The organism is Pseudomonadota bacterium, assembly GCA_039193195.1.
Classification (GTDB): Bacteria; Pseudomonadota; Gammaproteobacteria; order Steroidobacterales; family JBCBZW01; genus JBCBZW01.
The window spans coordinates 174,105-197,146 of sequence record JBCCWS010000001.1 but is presented as its reverse complement, the minus strand read 5'-3'; the positions used below and the strand labels follow the sequence as shown (position 1 = coordinate 197,146).

The 23,042-nt window shown below is 64.7% G+C and carries 16 protein-coding genes and 1 pseudogene; 8 read left to right on the top strand and 9 right to left on the bottom strand.

The annotated features are described in order from the left end of the window. Positions 1-34: 34 nt before the first annotated feature. The gene (hemL, locus tag AAGA68_00795; GenBank protein MEM9383570.1) at positions 35-1,339 is read left to right on the top strand and encodes a glutamate-1-semialdehyde 2,1-aminomutase; all 1,305 of its coding nucleotides are present in this window, start codon (positions 35-37) and stop codon (positions 1,337-1,339) included. A gap of 21 nt (positions 1,340-1,360) precedes the next feature. Here the strand turns inward: hemL and AAGA68_00790 are convergent, their stop codons facing one another. Then, positions 1,361-2,002: a flavin prenyltransferase UbiX gene (locus tag AAGA68_00790; protein ID MEM9383569.1), complete on the bottom strand. Its 642-nt coding sequence runs from the start codon at positions 2,000-2,002 to the stop codon at positions 1,361-1,363. Positions 2,003-2,004: 2 nt separating this feature from the next. Next, positions 2,005-3,453, bottom strand: coding sequence for a UDP-N-acetylmuramate:L-alanyl-gamma-D-glutamyl-meso-diaminopimelate ligase (mpl, locus tag AAGA68_00785; GenBank protein MEM9383568.1), 1,449 nt, complete (start codon positions 3,451-3,453; stop codon positions 2,005-2,007). A gap of 66 nt (positions 3,454-3,519) precedes the next feature. Between mpl and rnd the strand changes: the two genes are divergently transcribed. Continuing rightward, positions 3,520-4,647 carry a ribonuclease D gene (gene rnd / locus AAGA68_00780; GenBank protein ID MEM9383567.1) on the top strand — a complete coding sequence of 376 codons (1,128 nt, stop codon included), beginning with the start codon at positions 3,520-3,522 and terminating at the stop codon, positions 4,645-4,647. A 953-nt stretch (positions 4,648-5,600) separates the two neighbouring features. On the opposite strand, the pseudogene AAGA68_00775 reads toward rnd, so the two are convergent. From AAGA68_00775 to thiC, 3 genes and pseudogenes are all read right to left on the bottom strand, one after another. Continuing rightward, positions 5,601-6,251, bottom strand: a pseudogene (locus tag AAGA68_00775) (adenylate kinase). A gap of 250 nt (positions 6,252-6,501) precedes the next feature. Then, on the bottom strand, positions 6,502-8,511 hold the full coding sequence (locus AAGA68_00770; GenBank protein MEM9383566.1) for a sodium-translocating pyrophosphatase: 2,010 nt from the start codon (positions 8,509-8,511) through the stop codon (positions 6,502-6,504). Between the two features lie 175 nt (positions 8,512-8,686). Then, a complete protein-coding gene (gene thiC / locus AAGA68_00765) occupies positions 8,687-10,561 on the bottom strand; it encodes a phosphomethylpyrimidine synthase ThiC (GenBank protein MEM9383565.1) in 1,875 nt (624 codons plus the stop codon). 162 nt (positions 10,562-10,723) lie between these two features. Between thiC and AAGA68_00760 the strand changes: the two genes are divergently transcribed. The 3 genes from AAGA68_00760 (at position 10,724) to AAGA68_00750 (ending at position 13,234) form a co-directional block, all read left to right on the top strand. Beyond that, positions 10,724-11,380, top strand: a complete 657-nt coding sequence (locus AAGA68_00760) for a protein-L-isoaspartate O-methyltransferase (protein ID MEM9383564.1) — start codon at positions 10,724-10,726, stop codon at positions 11,378-11,380. 24 nt (positions 11,381-11,404) lie between these two features. Further along, entirely contained in the window at positions 11,405-11,725 is a 321-nt protein-coding gene (locus AAGA68_00755) for a rhodanese-like domain-containing protein (protein ID MEM9383563.1), read from the top strand. Positions 11,726-11,821: 96 nt separating this feature from the next. Continuing rightward, on the top strand, positions 11,822-13,234 hold the full coding sequence (locus tag AAGA68_00750; protein MEM9383562.1) for a TolC family outer membrane protein: 1,413 nt from the start codon (positions 11,822-11,824) through the stop codon (positions 13,232-13,234). Here AAGA68_00750 and waaA read toward each other — a convergent pair. Continuing rightward, positions 13,218-14,543 (bottom strand): lipid IV(A) 3-deoxy-D-manno-octulosonic acid transferase, encoded by a 1,326-nt coding sequence (gene waaA / locus AAGA68_00745; protein ID MEM9383561.1) that lies wholly within the window; start codon positions 14,541-14,543, stop codon positions 13,218-13,220. The genes AAGA68_00750 and waaA overlap by 17 nt on opposite strands. Positions 14,544-14,732: 189 nt before the next feature. Here waaA and lpxL point away from each other — a divergent pair, with 189 nt between their 5' ends. Further along, positions 14,733-15,671, top strand: a complete 939-nt coding sequence (gene lpxL, locus AAGA68_00740; protein MEM9383560.1) for an LpxL/LpxP family Kdo(2)-lipid IV(A) lauroyl/palmitoleoyl acyltransferase — start codon at positions 14,733-14,735, stop codon at positions 15,669-15,671. 22 nt (positions 15,672-15,693) lie between these two features. Here lpxL and AAGA68_00735 read toward each other — a convergent pair whose 3' ends face one another. From AAGA68_00735 to glnE, 3 genes are all read right to left on the bottom strand, one after another. Next, entirely contained in the window at positions 15,694-16,761 is a 1,068-nt protein-coding gene (locus AAGA68_00735) for a glycosyltransferase family 4 protein (GenBank protein MEM9383559.1), read from the bottom strand. A gap of 89 nt (positions 16,762-16,850) precedes the next feature. Continuing rightward, on the bottom strand, positions 16,851-17,069 hold the full coding sequence (locus AAGA68_00730; GenBank protein MEM9383558.1) for a zinc-finger domain-containing protein: 219 nt from the start codon (positions 17,067-17,069) through the stop codon (positions 16,851-16,853). Positions 17,070-17,135: 66 nt separating this feature from the next. Then, positions 17,136-20,039, bottom strand: coding sequence for a bifunctional [glutamate--ammonia ligase]-adenylyl-L-tyrosine phosphorylase/[glutamate--ammonia-ligase] adenylyltransferase (gene glnE, locus AAGA68_00725; GenBank protein ID MEM9383557.1), 2,904 nt, complete (start codon positions 20,037-20,039; stop codon positions 17,136-17,138). 153 nt (positions 20,040-20,192) lie between these two features. Here glnE and cutA point away from each other — a divergent pair, with 153 nt between their 5' ends. Then, complete coding sequence (gene cutA / locus AAGA68_00720; GenBank protein MEM9383556.1) at positions 20,193-20,531, top strand: divalent-cation tolerance protein CutA; 339 nt, start codon at positions 20,193-20,195, stop codon at positions 20,529-20,531. Positions 20,532-20,574: 43 nt separating this feature from the next. Continuing rightward, entirely contained in the window at positions 20,575-23,010 is a 2,436-nt protein-coding gene (dsbD, locus tag AAGA68_00715; GenBank protein ID MEM9383555.1) for a protein-disulfide reductase DsbD, read from the top strand. Positions 23,011-23,042: the final 32 nt, after the last annotated feature.

The window sequence follows — 23,042 nt, the reverse complement described above, 5'->3', positions numbered from 1 at the left end:
GTGGGTCCGCGCAATCGCGTAGGTCATCGCTCCCATGAGACCCCAGACAGAGATCGAACCGATGGAACAGCATTTCGAGGAAGCCAAACACTACATCGCCGGCGGCGTGAACTCGCCGGTCCGAGCCTTCGGCGCCGTCGGCGGAACGCCCGAGTTCGTGCGCCGCGCAGAGGGCCCCTACCTGCATACGGAGAGCGGACGCCAGCTTATCGACTACATCGGTTCATGGGGCCCGATGATCCTTGGCCACGCTCACCCAGAGGTCGTTAGCGCCGTTCAGGAAGCCGCTGCCAGCGGGCTGCATTTCGGCACGCCGACCACGCGGGAGACAGATCTGGCAAAGCTCGTGTGCGAGATTGTCCCCTCGATTGAGCTTGTTCGAATGAACAGCTCGGGCACGGAAGCGACGATGAGCGCCATTCGCCTTGCGCGCGGGTTCACCGGTCGCGACACGATCGTGAAGTTCGAGGGCTGCTACCACGGCCATAGCGATTCCCTTCTGGTCAAGGCGGGCTCCGGCGCCCTGACCTTCGGCGTGCCGTCCTCGCCGGGCGTACCGGCCGTGCTCGCCGAACACACGGTGACGCTGCGCTACAACGACGCGGAGCAAGTCCGTCAGACCTTCGCTGACATGGGCGATCGCATCGCGTGCATCATCGTCGAGCCGATCGCGGGCAACATGAACTGCATTCCGCCCGTGCCGGGCTTTCTCGAGGCCTGTCGTGAGGTCTGCGACGCCTCCGGCGCCCTGCTGATCTTCGATGAGGTGATGACGGGGTTCCGAGTGGCTCTCGGCGGCGCGCAGGCCGTGTACGGGGTGACGCCGGATCTGACCACGCTCGGCAAGATCATCGGCGGCGGCACCCCGGTGGGGGCCTTCGGCGGGCGTCGTGACGTAATGCTGCACGTGTCCCCCACTGGTCCTGTGTATCAGGCTGGCACGCTGTCGGGCTGCCCACTAGCGATGGCAGCGGGTATCGTTACCCTGCGCCACCTTCAGACACTCGGCTTCCACGACACGCTGGGGCAGCGCGCGGACCGGCTCACCGCTGGCATGGTCCACGCGGCCAAGCGCCACGGCATTCCCATGAGCCGACACGTCGTAGGCGGCATGTTCGGGTTCTTCTTCACGGACCAGAATCCCGTGACCACCTTCGAACACGTGCAAGGCTGTGACCTAGAACGCTTTAACCAGTTCTTCGCCGGCATGCTGGCAGAGGGTGTCTACCTGGCGCCCTCAGCCTACGAAGCCGGCTTCATCTCGATCGCACACACGGATGAGATCATCGATCAGACGATCGCCGCTGCCGACCGGGTGCTGGCGCGCATCGCCGCGTAGAAGGATCGAATCCGTCCGCGACTAGGTGGCCCCACCGCTGTTCGCGTGCGAGTCCCAGCCCCAACGCGGCATGAGCCCCTGCGGCACGTCGAGCTGATCGAGGATCCGCGCGACGACGAAATCGATGAGATCGTCCATCGTCGTCGGCGCGTGGTAGAAGCCTGGACTCGGCGGCAAGATCGTCACGCCGAGCTGCGCCAAGCGCAGGAGGTTCTCCAGGTGGATCACAGAGAAGGGGGTCTCCCGGGGCACCACGATCAACCGCCCCCGCTCCTTAATCACCACATCGGCCGCGCGCTCGATGAGCTCACGCCCCGCGCCCGCGGCGATCACCCCTACGGTGGCCATGCTGCATGGACAGATCACCATGTCGCGCGGGGCACCGGATCCGCTCGCCACCGGTGAGGTCCACTCTTCGCGGCCGAACACTCGCAGCTGCTCGTGAGCCGCGTCGAAGCGCTCGGTGAAAAAACGCTCGATGTCCCCTACCCGCCCCGGCAGCTTGAGGGAGGTCTCCGTGCCTATCACCACCTGAGCTGGCTTGGACAGGAGTAGAAAGACGCGTATATGACGGGCGAGCAGTACCTGCAGCAAACGCAGGCCGTACTGCGCGCCGGAGGCGCCCGTGAACGCCAAGGTGACCGTGCGCGGTGGCTCCTCGATACTCATGGATGGTCAACGCGCTCTTGCAGCGCCTCTCGCAAGCGCTGGCGAAGGCCGCCGAACGCGCCATTACTCATCAACACCGCCGTATCTCCCCGTCGCAGCTCTTGGGCCAAAGCTTGCGCAAGGCCCTCGACCTCAGTATGCACCCGCAGCTCGGGAAGTGTCGGGCCGAGGATGGCGCTCGCGTCCCAATCGAGGCTCGCATGGGCGTATAGCCAAGCCTGGTCCGCCTGCGCCAAGGCGGCCGCCAACTCGGGCCCGTGGGCGCCCATGCGCATCGTGTTCGAGCGGGGCTCCAGCACGGCGATCAGGCGTCCATCCCGGCTGGCCATCTCCTGACGCAGCGTTTCAAGGGTGCGCGCGACGGCCGTCGGATGATGGGCGAAATCATCGTAGACGTTGAGGTCACCTGGCACGTCTACGCGCTCCAGGCGACGCGCAACGCCCTCAAAGCTCGCCAATGCCTCTAGGGCTTTGGATGGTGCCACGCCCACATGCGCCGCCGCGGCGATGGCGGCGAGCGCGTTTTCCGCGTTGTGCCTACCTCTGACGTTAGGCGGCAGCACACCGAGACGCTCACCCTCACGCAGCACGTCGACACCATCACCTGGCTCTACCGACGATAGTCTCCAATGGGTGTCATCCGCTCGCTCCGATACCGCCGGCGTGTCGCCGACCCATCCGGTCGTGGCTCGCGTGGACCAGCAGCCTCGCTCGAGCACCCGCGCCAGTGCACTACTCGCGCCGTTGGCGATGACCTGCCCCCGCTCAGGAACGATACGAACCACGTGGTGGCATTGCGTCTCGATCGCCACGAGGTCGGGAAAAATGTCAGCGTGATCATACTCAAGGTTGTTCAGAATCAGCGTGCGCGGATGGTAATGCACGAACTTCGATCGCTTGTCGAAGAAAGCCGTGTCGTACTCGTCGGCCTCGATGACAAAGTAGTTGGATGATCCCTGGCCGTTGTGGGTGCCACCCCCTAAGCGCGCGGAGACATCGAAGTTAGCAGGCACGCCACCCACCAGAAATCCGGGCGCGAGCTCAGCTTGCTCGAGAATCCACGCCAACATGCTCGTGGTCGTGGTCTTGCCGTGCGTGCCGGCCACGGCCAAGACGTGCCGATGGCGCAGCACCTGCTCACCCAGCCATTGGGGGCCCGACACGTAGGGCAGGCGTTGATCGAGCATGTACTCAATAGCGTCCATGCCGCGCACCATCGCATTGCCGACCACGACGAGATCCGGCGCAGGCTCGAGGTGACTGGCGTAATAGCCCTCCTGAATGTCGATTCCCTGTGACTCCAGCAAGGCACTCATGGGTGGATAAACGTTTTGATCGCAGCCACTTACGCGGTAACCAAGCTGGCGCGCTAGGAGCGCGAGGCCGCCCATGAACGTGCCACAGATGCCCAGAAAATGGAGTCGGTCGACGCCAGCGGTGGTCATGGTAATCTCACGGCATGATGACAAATTTTGAGGTCGGCAGATGCGCCGCCCACGCCTAAGGGGCACATGCCGGTGCCTATGAACTTCGATTTCATTACAACGCAGCTGGCGCTCGACGACCTGCTCAGCGATGCGGCTGGGTCTGAGGAGATCGCGCTAGACACCGAGTTCGAGCGCGTTCGCACGTACCATCCGCGACTTTGCCTGATCCAACTCGCCTTCGGTACTCGCGTGGCGTGCATCGATGCCCTCGCTGAGCTCGATCTCGGGGCGTTTTGGCAGTTTCTTGCCGATTCAACGGCCACCAAAGTCATGCACGCTGGACGCCAGGACCTCGAGCTTGCGCACACGGAGAGCCGTCGCGCACTAGGAGAGCCGGTCATGCCGGTGCCCTACGTCGACACGCAGATCGCTGCTGGATTGCTCGGTATCGGCGAGCAGGTGAGCTACGCCCATCTGGTTCAAGAGCGCCAACAGATCACCCTGCCAAAGGCGCACACGCGAACGGACTGGACCAAACGACCGCTCGATCCGGCGCAGCTCGACTACGCCGCCGATGACGTGCGCTACCTGCTCCCAGTGTGGGCGCAACTGCGGGAAGAGTTGCGTGAGCGCGGCCGAGAGCACTGGGTGAGCGAAGACAGCGCCGCGCTGATCGACCCCGACCTGTACGAGGTGGACACCTCCGAGGCGTGGCGGCGGGTGAAGGGCGCGCGACGCCTGCGTCCCGAAGCGCTTGCGCTGCTGAAGCGCCTTGCTGACTGGCGCGAGACGCGCGCGCTCGAACGCGACAAGCCACGGCAGTGGGTACTTAAGGACGAGGTGCTGTTGAGCCTCGCCCAACGGCGCCCCGACAGCCTGCGCACGCTGCAGAGAAACCGCGACCTGCCCGCCGCGGTCGTACGGCGTCACGGCGAAGAGCTATTCGCACTGCTCTGTGAGCCATTCGCAGCGCACGAGGTGGAACCGCCGCGCAGCTATACGCCTGTCGATGAGCCGCTGGTGCGCAAGCTGATGGCGAACCTACGCTCGCTCGCCGAGCAGGAGAACGTGTGCGCGACCTCGATCGCTTCGCGTCGGGATATCGAGCAATTCTCCCGCGGCCACAATCACACGCGCCTCGAGCGTGGCTGGCGGCGGGAATTCGTCGGCGAGGGTTTGCGCTCCTTGCGCGAGGAGTTTGCGACCCTCTAAAGGGGTCGAGTGGCGTTCATTCCGGCGGCTGGCTGCAACACCGGCCGCCGACCTTCCGATCAGTGCCCTAGCTAGCGCTTCTTGCGACGACTGACCTTCTTGCGCGCGGCTGTCTTCTTCTTGGCCGCGGGCTTCTTCTTGGAAGCGGCCTTCTTTTTGCTGGCTGCTTTCTTCTTCGAAGCTGCCTTCTTCTTGCTGGCCGCCGCCTTCTTCTTCGAAGCTGCTTTTTTCTTGCTAGCTGCTTTCTTTTTGCCAGCCGCCTTCTTCTTCGAAGCGGCCTTCTTCTTACTCGCCGTTTTCTTCTTGGAAGTCGCCTTCTTCTTGCTGACTGCCTTCTTCTTCGACGCAGCCTTCTTCTTGCTAGCCGCCTTCTTCTTCGTGGTGGCCTTCTTCTTCGACGCAGCTTTCTTCTTGCTAGCCTTTTTCTTGCTTGCCGTCTTCTTCTTGCCAGCCGCTTTCTTCTTCGCTGCTGTCTTCCTCTTCGCCTTCTTCTTGCCTGGGCCGGACGTCGACGCCTTGGTCGTCGTCTCGGCAGCAGGCTCATCGCTTGGGGTTTCTGCCGCCATAGTCTTTGCCTTCACCTTTTTCGCTGCCTTCCTAGCCGCCTTTTCGGCGCCGGCAGCACGGGCACTGGTGCCCTTACTGCGACTCGACGCCGTGGCGGCCTTAATCCGGGTAGCCTTCGTGCTAGCACTCTGCTTCCCGGTCGCCTGTTTCGCGGCACGCTTGCGGGCCGCGGAACTCGATCCCCCACGCTTGGCGCGCGCTTTCTTCTTGCTCGCGCTCGCTCGACGTCCGACGTCGATGGGAGTGACCTCAGCCGGTGGCCGAGGTGCTGGTGTCATCGCCGTCGCATCGGCGAGCGCTTGCACGGCCGGCCCATTGGGCAGCCCGTCGCTGTCGTGGGTCACCGTCGTCAGTGTCGACTCGACTGACATAGCGCCCGTGCGTTCGCGCAATGCGCTCAGCAGGTCTGTGAGATCTTCGAAGATGGAGTCGACCTCACCGACCGCATCCAGGCGATTGAGCTTTCCCGCGCGCTCGTAGTGCACTACCAGGGGTTTGGTGTGCGCCTCGTAAACGCGCAATCGGTTGCTGACGGTCTCTTCCGTATCGTCGCCGCGGCGAGACAGGCGTGTGCTGCCACACTTGTCGCAGATTCCTTCCAACGTCGGCGGTGAACTGTAGATGTTGAACACTGCGCCGCAGTTGTGGCACGTAAGGCGCCCCGTGAGACGCTGCATGAGAAGGTCGAAGTCCACCTCGAAGAGCACGGCGGCGTCGAGTTCGATCGACATAGCCTTGAGCATTTGGTCCAAGGCACGCGCTTGCGCGACGTTGCGGGGGAAGCCATCGAGGATGAAACCGTGCTGCGCATCGTCCTGCGAGAGGCGCTCTCCTATGATGCCGAGCACGATGCTGTCGGAGACGAGTTGCCCCGCGTCCATGGCTGCTTTGGCTCGAAGTCCGAATGACGTGCCCGACTCGACCGCGCTTCGCAGTAGGTCGCCAGTGGAGACCTGTGGGATACCCAAATGCTCGACGAGCTTCTTGGCTTGAGTGCCCTTGCCTGAACCAGGCGGCCCCAGGAGCACGATTCTCATTGAGGAGACTCGATAGTAGACGGACGCGGCTAACGTACCGATTGCTTTCGCGCGCGTCAAACGCAACCGTTTCGGGTGTGAACGCGTGCTCATCGAGGCGTTGCTCGGTGCCTGAAGATCGTCGTTTGATCAACCAGCGAGACGCGTTGCAGGTGAGCGGATCGTAGCCGCTCGTATCCGCGGACGAGTGCCGCAGCAAGGGGGCGTGATCGACACCTGGTTTGCCCAGGTGTCGATCACCGCAGCACTATCAGCTACTCAACAATGGCGCGATCACCAGCGACACGATGGCCATCACGTTGATGAGGATGTTCATGGATGGACCGCTGGTGTCCTTGAACGGATCGCCGACGGTGTCGCCGACCACAACGGCTTTGTGCACATCCGATCCCTTGCCACCGAGGTTGCCCTTCTCCACGTACTTCTTGGCGTTATCCCAGGCGCCGCCAGCGTTGGCCATGAACAGGGCCAGTAGGACGCAGGTGATCAAGGCACCGCCTAGCATGCCGCCGAGCGCCTCGGGGCCAATGGCGAAGCCAACCACCACGGGCGCTCCGACCGCCAACACGCCGGGCAAGGCCATCCGCTGCAACGCTGCGGTGGTCGCGATCTCCACGCAACGCACGTTGTCAGGCTCAGCCTTGCCTTCGAGTAGGCCAGGAATCTCGCGGAACTGACGACGAATCTCTTCGATCATCTGGAACGCTGCATCACCCACTGCGGTCATCGTGATCGACCCGACGAGGAACGGGAAGATCCCGCCAATGAAGATCCCGATGAGTACCTCTGGATCGTTCAACAGCAGCTCGAAGTCCGCCTTGTTGTGAGCGACGGTCTCGATGTACGCGGTGATGATCGCGAGCGCTGCCAGCGCGGCTGCACCGATGGCGAAACCCTTACCGATGGCGGCGGTGGTGTTGCCCACCTCATCGAGGGAGTCGGTAATCTCGCGCGTGTCCTCACCCATCGCCGCCATCTCTGCGATACCGCCGGCGTTGTCCGCTACCGGGCCGTACGCATCGATTGCCATGGTGATGCCCACGGTAGCGAGCATGCCAACAGCGGCGATACCAACGCCGTACAGACCGGCGGTGACGTTGCTCACGTAGATGATGGCGCTGATCGTGAACAGCGGCACGGTGACCGACTGCATGCCCACGGCGAGGCCAGAGATCATCACAGTGGCTGGGCCCGTCTGACCGGACTCGGCGATTTTGCGTACGGGAGGGCCACCCGTGTAGTACTCGGTGACCAAGCCGATGATGATCCCGCCGATCGCGCCCGATAGCACCGCCTGCCACACACCCGCAGAGAGCCCAGTCGCGCTCACTACAAAGTAGGCCGCGATGATGAAGATGATCGCGGCGCCCAGCGTGCCCGTGCGCAAGGCGACTTCCGGCGCTCGGCCCGAAGACATGCGCACGATGACGATGCCTAGCAGGGAGCAGATCAGGCCGACGGCCGCGAGCAGAAGGGGCAGCCCCATCAACGACTCCTGAGGACCGAAGCGCTCGAAAGCCGCAATCGGCAGCGTCGAGGCGATGGCGATGGTGGCGATCATCGAGCCGCAGTAGGACTCGAAGATGTCCGACCCCATGCCCGCAACGTCACCTACATTGTCGCCCACGTTGTCTGCGATCACGCCAGGGTTGCGCGGATCATCTTCGGGAATACCTGCTTCGACCTTACCCACGAGGTCCGCACCAACGTCCGCACTCTTGGTGTAGATACCGCCGCCCACACGTGAGAACAAGGCCACGACGGACGCGCCCATACCGAATCCGTGCAAGTTGTGCGCGGTCTCCGGATCACCGCCGAAGACCAGGTACAAGGTCCCGAGGCCGAGCAGCCCCATGGAAGCCACCGTAACGCCCATGATCGACCCGCCGAAGAAGGCGATCGTGAGCGCCGTGCCCGCGCCGTGCTGATTGGCGGCAACGGTGGTGCGCACGTTGGCGCGCGTGGCCGTGTACATGCCGACCCAACCGGCGACCGAAGAGGTGGCCGCGCCTGCAAGGAACGCGATCATCGTCTCCAGCCCCAACCCGGAGACCGCGATGAGCACGGCGACGCCGATGGCGAAGGCCCACAGGATCATGTACTCGCGACGGATGAACGCCATCGCCCCCTGGTGGATCGCCTCAGCGATCGACGCCACCTTGCCCTCACCCGCGGGATAACGGTTCACGGTGGCGTAGAGCACGATCGCGGCGACGATGCCGATGGCACCCGCGATTACGGGAAAATAACCTGTCTCCATGTCTCCCCTCTGGTTGGTTTTTCATTCTTCGGAAACGAAAACGCCGGCGAGATCCTCAGTCGGATCCGCCGGCGCACGACGCGGTCAAAAGCTAACGTCTTTGGTGAAGTCGGGCTTGGGGCCGGCGCGGCGATTCTAGCGCACGCGCCCGCCGCCTGCCTGCCTAGACTCTCCCCTACCCCTCCCGGTACAGCTCTGCGCCACCTTCGCGGAACTCCTGCGCTTTCTCGCGCATGCCCTGTTCACGCACCGCAGACGGGTCCTCCTCGGCGTCGGCGGCAAGATCGCGGATCTCCTGAGTGATCTTCATGGAGCAGAACTTCGGACCACACATGGAACAGAAGTGCGCCGTCTTGTGCGCCTCCTTGGGCATGGTGGCGTCGTGGTACTCACGGGCCCGCTCCGGATCGAGGCTCAAGTTGAATTGATCCTCCCAGCGAAACTCGAAGCGCGCCTTGGACAGGGCGTTGTCTCGCACCTGTGCCACCGGGTGGCCCTTCGCGAGATCCGCGGCGTGGGCTGCGATGCGGTACGACACGATGCCCTCGCGCACGTCTTCGCGATCCGGCAGTCCGAGATGCTCCTTAGGAGTCACGTAGCAGAGCATCGCCGTCCCGTACCAGCCGATCTGGGCGGCGCCGATCGCAGAGGTGATGTGATCGTAGGCCGGAGCCACATCGGTGGTGAGCGGACCGAGCGTATAGAAGGGCGCCTCGCTGCAGTGCTCGAGCTCCTCTTTCATGTTCTCCTCGATCATGTGCATGGGCACGTGCCCAGGCCCCTCGATCATCACCTGCACATCGTGCTGCCAAGCGATCTTGGTCAGTTCCCCCAAGGTGCGCAGCTCAGAGAACTGGGCGTCGTCGTTGGCATCGGCCAAACATCCAGGTCGAAGACCATCGCCTAGAGAGAAGGTGACGTCGTAGGCCGCCATGATCTCGCAGATCTCGGGGAAGCGTGTGTAGAGGAAGTTCTCCTCATGATGCGCCAAGCACCACTTAGCCATGATCGATCCGCCCCGGGACACGATGCCCGTGAGCCGCTTGGCCGTCATGGGAATGAACGGCAAGCGCACGCCGGCGTGGATCGTGAAGTAATCCACGCCCTGCTCGGCTTGCTCGATCAACGTGTCGCGGTACAGCTCCCAGGTCAGCTCTTCGGCGATGCCGCCAGTCTTCTCGAGCGCCTGGTAGATAGGTACGGTACCGATCGGCACGCAGCTGTTGCGCAAGATCCACTCGCGCGTCTCGTGGATCTCCTTGCCCGTGGACAGATCCATCACCGTATCGGCGCCCCAGCGGGTCGCCCACACCATCTTCTCCACTTCCTCCGCCACGGAGGAGGTGACCGCCGAGTTACCGATGTTGGCATTGATCTTCACGAGGAAGTTGCGGCCGATGATCATCGGCTCGAGTTCCGGGTGATTGATGCTCGCCGGAATCACGGCGCGGCCGGCGGCGATCTCGTCGCGCACGAACTCGGGAGTGACCTGGGCGGGGAGATTGGCGCCGAAGCCCTGGCCCGGCGAACGACGCCACAAGCCTTCCGACTCGTAGGCCTCGCGCATCTCCTCACGCTGCAGGTTCTCGCGAATGGCGACGTACTCCATCTCAGGCGTCACGATGCCCTGGCGGGCGTAGCGCATCTGGGTGACGCAAGCTCCGTCCTTGGCGCGCCGTCCGTGGTCGCGGCGCGGGAAGTAGGCACTACTCGCCAGCCGCTCACGACGGTAGGTCGAGCCGGAGCCGCCCAACGCCACCGTATCGCCGCGCTCGTCGATCCAGCCCGAGCGCAGCGCTGGCAGTCCGGCGGTTAGGTCGATCCGCTGATCGGGGTCACTGTAGGGGCCGGAGGTGTCGTACAACACGATGTCCGGTCGTCCGCCGGACGAGCCTGGCGCCCGGGGCGCCTGGGCAACGCGTCGCATAGGCACACGCAGGTCTGGGCGAGCACCGGTCACGTACAGCTTGCTGGAGCCCGGAAGCGGTCCAGTCACGCTGCGTGAAAGCTCGCCCACCTGCGTTTCAAAGTCCTTCGCCTTTGCACTCATGGGGCCGAGTGCCTCCTCTGTCCATGTTCGAAACCGTGCCCGCATCATGCATCGCGGACCTGCGCTTGTCACTGCGCTGCAAAGGCCGTAACCTTCCGGCGCCATACACATTTCGAACGTCGCCAATGGGTCGCACGCCGGCCTCCCGCCAAGGCTTGAAGGATGAATACGGAACACGCTCGTCGCCAGATGCTGATGCAGCAGCTGCGCACCTGGGAAGTCCTTGATCCAGACGTGCTTACGACCTTCGAGAATGTGCCCCGTGAACGCTTCGCTCCACCGGCTTACGCCCGCTTGGCGTTCGCGGACACCGAGATTCCGCTCGGCCATGACCAGGTCATGCTCCGCCCCTCCGTCGAGGGCAAGCTAGTACAGGCACTCGATCTACGCGCAGACGACGAGGTGCTCGAGGTGGGCGCGGGCTCGGGTTTTGTCACCGCCTGCTTAGCTCGGCTCGCTGGTCGAATCCACGCCCTCGAGTACCACTCATCGCTGGCAGCGATGGCCACACACAATCTGTGCGACGCCGGCGTGACCAACGCCGAGGTCCGGCAGGAAGACGCGACGCAATTCGCTTCACCCGGTCAGTACGATGCCGTGCTGGTCAGTGCCTCCATCGCCGAGCCCGCGGGCGAACAACGCTTTCGCGAAGCGCTCAAGGTGGGCGGCCGGCTCGTTCTAGTCAGCGGCCGTGAGCCGTTGATGGAGGCTTGCCTGATTCGCCGCGTCAGCGCTCTGGAGTGGACCCGCACGGCGCTCTTCGAAACCGCCGTTCCGCCGCTGATCGACGCGACCGCGCGACCTCCTTTCGAGTTCTGACGTCTAAGGCCTTCGGAGCTGCTCATGAAGGAACTCGACGCCACCGAAGTAGCCGCACGTTTAGCGGCTGACGATGGGGCTGCTGTACTGCTGGATGTGAGAGAAGCCTGGGAGCTGGACGTCGCCAGCGTCGCCGGGGCCGTGCACATCCCGATGAACAGCGTTCCCAGCCGCGTTCGAGAACTGGATCCTGGTAAGCCCCTTATTGTTATGTGCCACCATGGCGCTCGCAGCCGGCAGGTGGCTCAGTGGCTGACCGGTCAGGGGTTTAGCGATATCGCGAACTTCGACGGTGGAATCGACGCCTGGTCGCGGTTGATCGACGCCTCGATCCCCCGCTACTGAGCGCCTCCGACGGGATGCCGAGACGCCAGGGTTAGACCCACGTCCGGTGTTATACTAGTATACAACACCAACACTCTCAGGATAATCGGGACCCCCATGCCCCTGAAACTCACACTCCGCGCCCTGGCGCCCCTTTTCTTGGCCCTGATGGCGTTCGCGCCCAGCGCCTTCGGTGCTGATCTGCTCAATGCCCTAGAAGCTGCCATGCGCAGCGATCCCCAGCTGCGTGAAGCTGAGGCCAACCTGTTCGCCGCCCGCGAGGCCAAGCCCCAGGCTTGGTCAGCCCTCAAGCCGCAGATCACTGGCCAAGCCAGCACCACCCGCTCCGAGGCCACCGGTCAGAGCGCCTTCACCGCCGTTGGTGGTGTACCACTGATCACGATCTTCGAGTCGCGCACGCTGGAGGACAGGCGCTTCTCCCTGAACATCACGCAGACGGTCTTCCGCAAGGACCAGTTCATCGCCTTGGACTCGGCACAAGCTCGTATCCTCCAAGCAGAGGCCGACTACCGAGCCGCAGAACTCGACCTCTTGCAGCGCGTGTCCCAGCGCTACTTCGATGTGCTCGGCGCCCAGTCAGATCTCGACGCGGTGCGCACCACCAAGGAAGCGGTGGCCCGCCAGCTGGAGCAGGCGGAGACGCGCTTCGACGTCGGCCTGATTGCGGTCACCGACGTGCGCGAAGCCCAGGCCGCTTACGACCAGGCCGTAGCGGACGAGATCCAATCAAAGCGCTCCCTCGGCACCTCCAAGGAACTGCTGCGAGAGATCACCGGCGAGTACTACGAGGAGCTGCTCGCGCCAGGTGACCTGCCGCTGATGCCGCCCTCGCCGGCGAGCGCCGAAGACTGGGTGGTGCGCGCGAAGGCCGAAAACGCAACCGTAGTGTCGGCCGAGTACGGCGTGGACGTGGCCCACAACGAGCTGCGCAGCCGGCGCGCTCAGCACTACCCAACCCTCGATCTGGTGGTCCAGGGCGCGGACAACAATACCAACCAGCGCACGAACTCCTTCCAGCTTGGCGCGCCGGAGCCTGGGTTCCAACCGTCGGACAGCGACAGCCGCAACACCTCGATCGGCCTGCAGCTGAACGTGCCCATCTACTCCGGTGGATTCCGTGGATCGCGGGCGAAGGAAGCGGTGTACCTCGAGCGCGCTGCCAAGGAACGGCTGGAGCGCGCAATCCGAGAGACCGAGCGTCAGACCCGCGATTCATACGCCGGGGTGCTCTCAGAGATCGCTCGCGTCGGCGCCTTGGAGAAGGCTCTCGAATCCTCGCGCACGGCGCTACAAGCCACGGAAGCGGGGTTCGAGGTAGGCACGCGCACCACCGTGGACGTGCTCAACGCTCGCCAGGACCTGGCCCGCGCCCGCACCAACTACGAGCGCAGCCGCTACGTGTACATCACCAACCTCATCACCCTGAAGCTGTCCTCCGGTCAGCTCACCGGTGATGACCTTGCGGCGATCAATCAGTCGCTGACCGAGCCCGTCACCGAGCTGCCCTGAGCGCTTCCACGCGCTCGACCACCGCCGCCACCGCCCCGCGGTTGGCGGCGACGGTCTGCCGCCCAGCCTCGCCCATCTGCGATGCGAGCGGTGGGTCCGCTAGAAGCTCAGCCACCGCCCCGGCAATCGCCCGGCCGTCCTCGACGTAGCGAAGGGCACCCGCCTCGGCAAGCGCCGCTGCCACCTCCGGTGCGTTGTGATGGTGCGGTCCCGTAAGCGTCGGCAGACCCAGTGCTGCAGGCTCCAGTAGGTTGTGGCCACCGACCGGCACCAGACTGCCACCGACGAACGCGATGTCCGCCGCCGCGTAGAAGCTTAGTAGCTCGCCCATCACATCCACCAGCAGCACCTGAGCGTCATCGACGCTCATCTCGAAGCCAAGTTCAGAGCGCCGGCGCAGTGGAAAGCCCTGCCCGTGGATTGCCTTTGCGACGGCCTCGAAGCGCTCTGGGTGTCGCGGCACGATGACTGCCAGGCAGTTCGTACCGGCCTCTTGAAGTACGCGCAGCGCATCCATGACGGCCTGCTCCTCCCCCTCGTGGGTACTCCCAGCTACCAACACCGCGTCACGCTCTCCCTGGCGCGCGCGCCACACCCGACCAGCGCGCAGCGTTTTCGGGTCGAGGGCGATATCGAACTTCAGATTTCCGACGGCCTGCACCTGCGCACTTGGCGGCGCTAGGGCGCGGAAGCGCTGCGCATCCGCCTCGCTCTGCGCGGCCACCACGACATCGCGCAAGGCATCGCGGAACAGTGCGCCGAATCGCCGGTAGCGCCGGAGCGAACGGTCCGTGAGGCGCGCGTTGGCGAAGACGACCGGGATCCGACGGCGGCGACACCCCTGCAGCATATGCGGCCAGAGCTCGGTCTCGACGACCACCAGCACGCTCGGGCGCACCCGGTCGAGGAAGCGCGACACCGCATCGCGCAGGTCGTAGGGCACGTAGCGATGGGTGGCCGAGTCGCCGTAGAGGCGCGCTACATGGGCGGCTCCGGTCGGCGTCGTGGTCGTGATGACGACGCAGGCGTCGGGCGATTTTGCGCGCAGGGCGCGGATCAGGGGCAGCGCCGCCTGGGCTTCGCCGACCGACACGGCGTGCACCCAGAGCACTGCATCGCCCTCCTCTCGCCGTCCCCAGCCGAAACGCTCAAACACGCGCTCACGGTAAGGAGGGCGCGTCAGGACACGCCAGCCCACCACGGCGAGCAGGACGGGCAGCAGCGCGTAGGACAGTAGCAGGTAGAGCGGCCTTGCTAGCACGCGCCCGATGTCGCCGTCCGCGTCGCCTGAATCGGGCGAGTTCGTCACTCCGCTTGCTTCACCTGTCTCTAACGCGCCGGGGCGCAGCGATCAGCGGCCCCCCGGGGTAGTGGACCCGCCAGGATCGCCCGCCGCCGCTCGCGCTCACCGCGCTACCGCCGCTTGCGATGGGTTGAGTACAATCCGCGATCCGCATGGTGCCCCTCGCGCCAACCCTCGCCTGCCACAAGCTCGAAGATGCCTGCGCGCGATACCTCTGCCCAACCACTCACCCGCTTCCTCGCCCCGCGCTACTGGGGCCTGTGGCTGCTGATCGGCGGGGCGCGCCTGCTCTCCTTGCTGCCGATGGGGCTGCAGCGCGGGCTCGGCAGAATGATCGGGAAGATCGGCTACCACGTCTTCTCCTTTCGCCGCGGCATCGCTCGACGCAACCTTGAGGCTTGCTTTCCCGACGCTGAGCCGGCCCGGATCGATCAGCTGCTTCGCGAACACTTCCTGCACCTCGGCATCGCCCTGTTCGAAATCCCCACCTGCTGGTGGGCGCGCGATGCACGCCTCGCGCACATGGCGGACCCGATCGGTTTGGAGCACCTAGAGGCGGGCCTTGCACAGGGCCGCGGCGTGATCCTCCTGACCGCGCACTTTACCTGCCTTGAGATGGGCGCACGACTGATGTGCCTGTACACACCCCTGCACGTGATGTACCGCCGCCACGATAACCCCCTGCTGCAGGAGATGATCCGGCGCACACGCGGGGCTCATGCGGAGAAGATCATCGAACGCACCGACGTACGCGCGCTCGTGCGCAGCCTGCGTGCTAATAAAGCCGTTTGGTTCGCACCTGATCAAACGCCCCACGGCGGCCACGACGACGTACTAGCCCCGTTCTTCGACGTCCCTGCAGTGACCAACACGGCCACCACACGCTTGGCCAAGCTCACAGGAGCCACCGTCGTGCCCTACTTCCCGGAGCGCACGGCCGACGGGAGCTACCAGCTAATTATCGGCCCGCCGATCGATGACTTCGCTGAGGACGATGACTTGCAGGGAGCGACGCGGATGAACGCGCTTATCGAAGCGCACGCTAGGCGGGTTCCGTCGAGCTACCTTTGGATCCATCGACGCTTCAAGAATCGACCCGCCTCGTTGCCGGACCTCTACGCCGACCTCAGCTGATTCAGTACTTCCCCCACGCTGCTCACGGCGCGGTGATCTTGGCGGTGGGCGCCGCGTAACCGAGGGCCCCGTACAGGCGTAGGTAGCTGTTGACCATACGCTCAGCGGTGAAGCGGTCTGCCTGCTTGCAAGCAGCCTCGCTCATCTGCTCGCGCAAGGCCGAGTTCTCAGCTAGCGCGATCAGGGCCTGTGCGAATGCGGCTGAATCCCCCGAAGCCACGAGACGTCCCGTCTGCGGGGACACGAGCTCAGGCACCCCTCCGACTTCGCTGGCGAGCACCGGCACGCCGCAGGCCATCGCCTCCAGCAGCGCTGAACCGAGCGCTTCCTCACGCGAGGGGTAGGCAAACAGGTCGAGGGCGCCGAGGTAGTTGCTCACATCATCTACCCAACCGGCGAACTCGAGGTTGGTAAGCCCCTTGGCCGCCTCGCGCAGAGCCGCCGCATCGGGCCCGTCACCGAGCAACAGGAAGTGCACGTGCGGATGGGTGCTCTGGATCTGTCGCGCCACATCGATCAACACGCGCTGGCCCCGCAGTCGGTCGTCGAGGGGGGCCACGTTCCCAACCAAGAACCTGCCCTCGTAGCGTCGTCGCAAGCGCTCCACCTTGAAGGGATCACTCGGCATTGGCGCGACTCCACTAGGAATCAACACGGGCGTGAGGGATGGGTCCTCGGCCCGGATCGACTCGACCACGTACTGGGAGACCGCCACCAACCGCGCGGCCCGGCGACAGGCACGTCGCACCAGGCGAGGCGCTCGCGGCGACGGTGCCAAGCGCTGGGTGACCACATAGGGCGGACCGCCGGTCTGCTGGCGGAACAGCGCCGCGGGTGCCGCGGCCACTTCGTGTGCGTGAACCACGCGGCAGGCACCGGGGATGGCCAGCGCCGCGAAGGGCGTGCCTTCGGCGCGCCGCACCTCCAAGCCCGGCACATCGCCCAGCGCCTCGGCCAGGCGTCGACTGCCAACGACCGCGCGTTGGGGGATGCCATGGCCCGCAAGGCCGCGAACCAGGAGCTCCAGCTGGCGCTGAGCACCGCGGTAATCGCGCGCGAGGCTGACATGAGTAACGTGAACGGCGGACATGAGCGCTCGACGTCAGTTTGCTTGGAAGATGCCTCTACGGCGTGAGCCGTGCCGTGGGCGACGAAGACTGGCTGCGACCCTAGCGCTGATCAGGCGCTCGCCGCGCCGCGAGTGCGCGTGACCAGCATGAAACGCGCGCCGCAATAGTGACACTGCGCCTGGCCGTTCTGATCCAGCGAGAGGAACACCCGCGGGTGGGAGTTCCACAGGGAGCTGCCGGGCAGTGGGCAGCACAGGGGAAGATCCTCATCGGTGATCTCGTAGAAGTTCTGATCGTTGGGTGTACGGGGGGCAGGGGAGCTCGTCACCGGGAACCTGGCCTCTTGGACGCGGCGGGTTGGGCCTCAGTATAACGCGATCAGCGTACGCACCGATCAACCCGATGCACTACCGATCCATTCGTCAAAGGCGGCCTGGATCGCCGCTCGAGCGGGAACCGCTTCCTGTACGGGCACTAGGGCCCGCTCTTCCCCTCGCAGGTTGGCCCGATGCGCGAGGGCCCGGTGCGCATAGTAAGCGTCGGCCAGAGCCTCGGCGCGTTCACTGTCGATAATCCCTGCCTCGGCGAGCGCTCGCAACTGAGACACGTTCTCGCGAACGGCAACCAGCGCCGGGTGCGCGTGGGCGTTCGCGAGAACCAGGAACTGGACCAGAAATTCCAAGTCGACCAGCCCGCCAGGGTCAGCCTTGACGTCGAACGCCTCGCTCGAGGGTCGCACGCTGCGCATCCGCTCGCGCATAGCAGCCACTTCGCTCCGAAGGGTGGCCACATCACGAGGTCTGCAGAGCAGGTCGATGCGCAGGGCTTCGGCGCGCTCGCGCAAGGGTAAATCACCAGCTACGGTACGCGCTCGCAGCAGCGCCTGATGTTCCCAGGTCCATGCCTCATTCCTTTGATAGGTTGCGAAGGCAGCGAAGGAACTCACAAGCAAGCCTGAGTTGCCACTCGGTCGCAAGCGTGTGTCTACCTGATAAAGGGCACCGGCACCAGTCTGCGTGGAGAGGACGTGGATGACTCGCTGAGCGAGGCGGATGAAGTAGACCTGGGCTTCCAAAGGATGCTCGCCGTCGCTCTGGCCGGCACCGTCGTCGTGCAAGAATACGAGGTCAAGATCCGAGCTGTAGCCAAGTTCTCGACCGCCGAGCTTGCCGTACCCAAGGACGCAAAATCTCATCTCTCGCCCCTCGCCGTCGCGGGCCACACCGTAGCGGCGAGCTAGCTGCTTGCGAGCAGTGATCAACGCCCGCTCCAGCAGGAGTTCTGCGACCGCACTCAACAAATCACTCACACGAGATACGCCAAGCCCTCCCGTCAGATCGCTGACCGCAATCTGAAACAGGGCACCGCGTTGGAAAGCGCGCAGGGCATCCAACCAGGACTCCTCATCACGCATGTCGAGACCATCTAAGCGCCGACTCAGGTCCCGGGCGAGGTCGGCCTGCGTGGGGTCGGCGAGGAGTAGGGCCGGATCGAGCAGTTCGTCGATCAGCGCAGGCGTGTGCACAAGATGGGTAACTACCACAGGCCCCAGCTGGCAGACCTTGACCAGCTGAGAGAGGGCGCAAGGGTTCTCAATCAGCAGCACGAAGTACACGCTACGCCCGCCGATGGCCTCCAGCACCTTGAGCAGCTGCTGCACTGTGGCCACGTCGGCCTGCGCCTTCGCCACCTCGGCCAGCAGACGCGGGAGCAGCGCGTCGAGGCGCTCGCGGGCAACCTGCGTCAGACGACGGTACCAGGTGGACTCGCGCAGGGCCGCTACCAGGGCGGCCACCTCGTCGGCTCCCTCCAGGCCTGCATCGGCGAGGTGCGCCGTCGCCTCATCGCCGTCCACCCGACCGCTAGCGACGGCCGACAGCGCCCCACCCGCTTCCGGTCCCGCACCACCTCCGACCACGGCGGCGGCAAACTCGAGCACGACGCTCGCGCGCGCTTGGTTCAAGGCCTCGGCGAGCATCTGCCAATCCTCGAATGCTAGGTGGTAAGCGAGGCGCGCACGCTCTTCTTCTCGCTCCGGCAGCACATGGCTCTGCTCGTCACGGGTCATTTGCACCGCATTCTCCACCCGCCGAAGCAGCACGTAGGCCGTGCGGAGCTTGCGGGTCGACTCCGGGCTCAACAACCCTCGTTCCTCGAGTAAGGGGAGCGCAGGTAGCACACCGGCGCGACGCAAGGCCCGGTCGCGCCCTCCGTAGAGCACTTGAAAGGTCTGCACGACGAACTCGATCTCCCGGATACCACCGGCACCGAGCTTCAGATCCTCCGTGCGATCTTGGCGGCGAGACTGGGCGGCAATGCGCTCGCGAATGTCGCGAACGGACGCCAGTACGCTGTAGTCGAGGTAGCGGCGGAAGACGAAGGGGCCCAGCAGTTCCAGTACCGCCACGCGATCCTCCGCGCCACCGGTCACCGGCCGCGCCCGCACGTAGGCGTAGCGCTCCCAAGCGCGTGCATGCTGGTGCAGGTAGTCCTCTAACGCACTCAGCGAGTGAACCGGGGAGCCGCTACTGCCGAATGGCCTTAGACGCGTGTCCACCCGGAAGACGAAGCCATCGGCCGTGCGTTGGTCGAGATAGCGCACCACTCGCTGAGTGACCCGGGTGAAGAACTCCTCGTGGGAGATCGGCCGTGCACCGTCAGTGGTGCCGCCTTCGCGGAACAGGAAGATAACGTCGACATCGGAGGAGAAGTTCAGCTCTTCACCGCCGAGTTTGCCCATCGCGAGCGTGATTAGTCGCAGGGCGCTGCCGGATCTATCCCGCGGCTGTCCGTGACGGCTGCTCAGCTGGGCTTGCGCACGGTCGACGGCGGTGCTGAGGCAGATGTCCGCCAAGCGTGAAGTGCTTGCCAACACCTGCGGCAGGGAGGCCTCGCCGCCGAGCGCCGCGAACACGATCTGCACCATGACCCGCTGCCGGTATGACCGCAGCGCGGCCATAAACGCGGCCTCGTTGAGCGCTGCATCGAAGGCAGGGGGCTGCGGCATAGGCACCGACGACGCCGGCGCACCCGTGTGCAAGGGAAGATCGCAAAGAAAGTCGGGCCAGCGAGTCAGGGTGGCCGCGGCGAAGGGGCTGCAGGCCAGGAGGCGACGAATCACATCGTTCTGCGCACCCGCGTCAGCCTCGCTGTTCGCAGCGGGGATCTGCACCGACCCGCGGAACTCAGCAGCCTGGCGCAACGCCTGCAGAGCGCGGCAAACCTCCTCCTCCAAGGACGCCGGAGGCTCTCCCGCCAGGCGCCACGCCGACGGCAGGAATTGCAGAATGGTCGTCACTCGCGGCGTAACCCTTTTCGCGGAAGCAACCACCCAGAGGGCGAGTGTTCATCGGTGAGGTCTCGATGCCGCCAGCCTACGCCAGTGGCACCGCGTTGGGACTATCTTGTAGTCTCGCGCACCTTTCGGGGCCACTCACGAGAGGTCTGGTCCGTGACATCACCGTCGCTGCCGATTCGATTGGTTTTGAGCAGCTGCCCTCCTGACCATGCCCAGGCCATCGCCGACGCCCTGGTCGAGGAGCAGCTCGCCGCCTGTGTGAACATCATGCCGGCTGGCATCTCCACCTACCGGTGGCAGGGGGAGATCGCGCGAGATCGTGAAGTATTACTGCTGATTAAGACCGCATCCACGCGCGTTAGCGCTTTAGCTGAAAGAATCCGGGAGTTACACCCATACGAACTTCCGGAAGTGATTGCAGTCCCTGTCTTGGATGGGCTGACGGCCTATATTGACTGGGTGGTCGCGGAAAGCCAGCCGCCGTCTGAATGAGCGCCCAACGCACGTCGACGCAGGGCTGCGATAGAGGAACGCTATGAGCCAATTCGCCAAATTCGCCGCTCGGATCCCCGCTGCTGGCCTACTCACCCCACTCGGGGCGAGTCTGGTTTTAGCCCTTGGCGCCATCCTGCCGGCACAAGCTGAGGAAGACATCTTGTCTCCTCAAGAGGCGTTCCGCTACGAGGTGAGCGCGGACGTGGAGCAAATCACCGTGCGCTGGGATATCGAACCCGGCTACTACATGTACCGCGGCCGCATGCGCTACTCCACGGCCACCGCCGGCATTGCGCTCGGCGATGTCGCCTTCTCGAAGGGCAAGGTGAAGGACGATGAGTTCTTCGGCGAGGTTGAGATCTACCGCAAACAGGCGCAGGTCACCATCCCCTACGAAGCCGCGGCTGGCGTGCACGTCCTGAGTCTGGAAATCCGCTCCCAGGGCTGCGCAGACGTCGGCCTATGCTACCCACCTGAGACCTGGACAGCTGACGTCGCCCTACCGGCCACCAGTGCTGGCCAGGGCGCCAACCTCCTCGATCTTGCGCCCGGCGCTGCCGCCCCTGCCGCAGACGCCATCGCGGCACCCCTCGCCGACCCCCTAATGGATGCGCTCGGCGCCGGCGTCACCGGTTCGCCAGCGGGGTCCCCAGGTAGCGGCATCAATATTACGGGCGATGCCTACCTGCCACCGGAGCAGGCTTTCGCGTTCCACACAGAGATCGTGGACGCCTTCACCGTGCGGGCAGTCTGGACCATCGCCGACGGCTACTACCTGTACCGCGACAAGTTCGCGTTCGAGACCGATGCTCCGGGCATCGATCTACAGCCCGCCCAACTCCCTGACGGGAAAGCTAAGCACGATGAACACTTCGGCCTCGTCGCCGTGTTCCACGACCGTGCTGAGGCGATTGTACCCATCAGTCGGGAGGAGCGCGGCTCGGCAGAGTTCACGCTCCGCGCGAGCTACCAGGGATGCGCCGAGCAGGGTATCTGCTACCCGCCTTCGCAGACCGAATCGCTGGTGCTGCTGCCTGCCATAGGCGATGGCAGCACCCCGGGGGGCACCTACCGAGTTGACGCCAGCTTCGATGGCGGTGATTCGGGCTTGCCCGCCTCGGAGCAGAACCTACTGGTGCAGACGATCACTGAGGGCAACGTGCTCTACATGATCGGCATTTTCTTCGGCTTTGGCCTGCTGCTGGCCTTTACGCCGTGTGTGTTCCCGATGTTCCCGATCCTGTCCGGCATCATCATCGGCCAACAGGGCTCGGGCGAGGGCGAATCTGCCAGCACCCAACGAGCTTTTTCGCTCTCTATGGCCTACGTGCTCGCCATGGCCTCCACCTACACCGTGGCCGGCGTGGTGACGGCGATGCTCGGCGCCAACCTGCAGGCGGCCTTCCAACACCCCGCAGTATTGATCTCCTTCGCCGCCCTGTTCGCGGTGCTGTCCTTGAGCATGTTCGGCGTGTACGAGCTGCAAATGCCCGCGGGCGTACAAAGTCGCTTGATGGCGCTCAGCAATCGACAGGAAGGTGGATCGCTCGTCGGCGTCGCCGCGATGGGCGCCCTGTCCGCGCTAATCGTCGGCCCGTGCATGGCCGCACCCCTGGCGAGCGCACTGATCGTGATTGGGCAGGGAGGTGATCCCCTGCGTGGCGGCATCGCGTTGTTCGCCCTCGGTCTCGGCATGGGCGCTCCTCTGGTCGCCTACGGCACGTCGGCCGGCAAGCTTCTGCCCAGGGCCGGCGCGTGGATGGAGCGGGTGAAGACCTTCTTTGGCATCGGCATGCTAGCGGTTTCCGTGTTGATGCTCAGTCGGATCCTCCCGGCCGCCGCTACCATGGGCTTATGGGCTGCACTCGCCATTGGCGGCGGCCTCGCCTTCGGCGGCTTTGCGCCCTTCGTGCGCGGCGGCACGCCGACCCCCGCGGGCGTGCGCATCGCTGGCGGCGCGCTGGCCGCCTATGGTGCGGTGCTGCTCGGTGGCCTCTTGCTGGTGGGGAGTACCGACCCCCTAGACCCACTTCGTCGTCACGAGGCAAAGCACCTGGATTTCACGCGCATCGCCTCCGTATCCGAGTTGGAATCCGAAGTGGCCCGCGCGGGTGCTGCCGGTCAGCTCGTGATGCTCGATTTCTACGCCGACTGGTGCACCTCGTGTAAGGAAATGGAAAAGCACACCTTTACGGACGCTAGCGTGCAGGCGGCCCTGAATGGCGCGGTCTTACTGCAGGCTGACGTCACGGCGAACAACGCGGACGACAAGGCTCTGCTCAAGTACTTTGAGATCTACGGTCCTCCCACGATCGCCTTCTTCGCGGCCGACGGGCGCGAACTGCGCAACGCACGTGTGGTGGGTTTCATGCCGGCCGAGAACTTCCAAGCGCACGTCAGCGCCGTAGTGGCCGCCGGGGCCAGCCATGACAGGGAGGGTGGCGCTCGCCTATCATCCGCGTCGATCAGCGACTGACCAGCACCGGAAAACTTTGCCACGCAATGGAC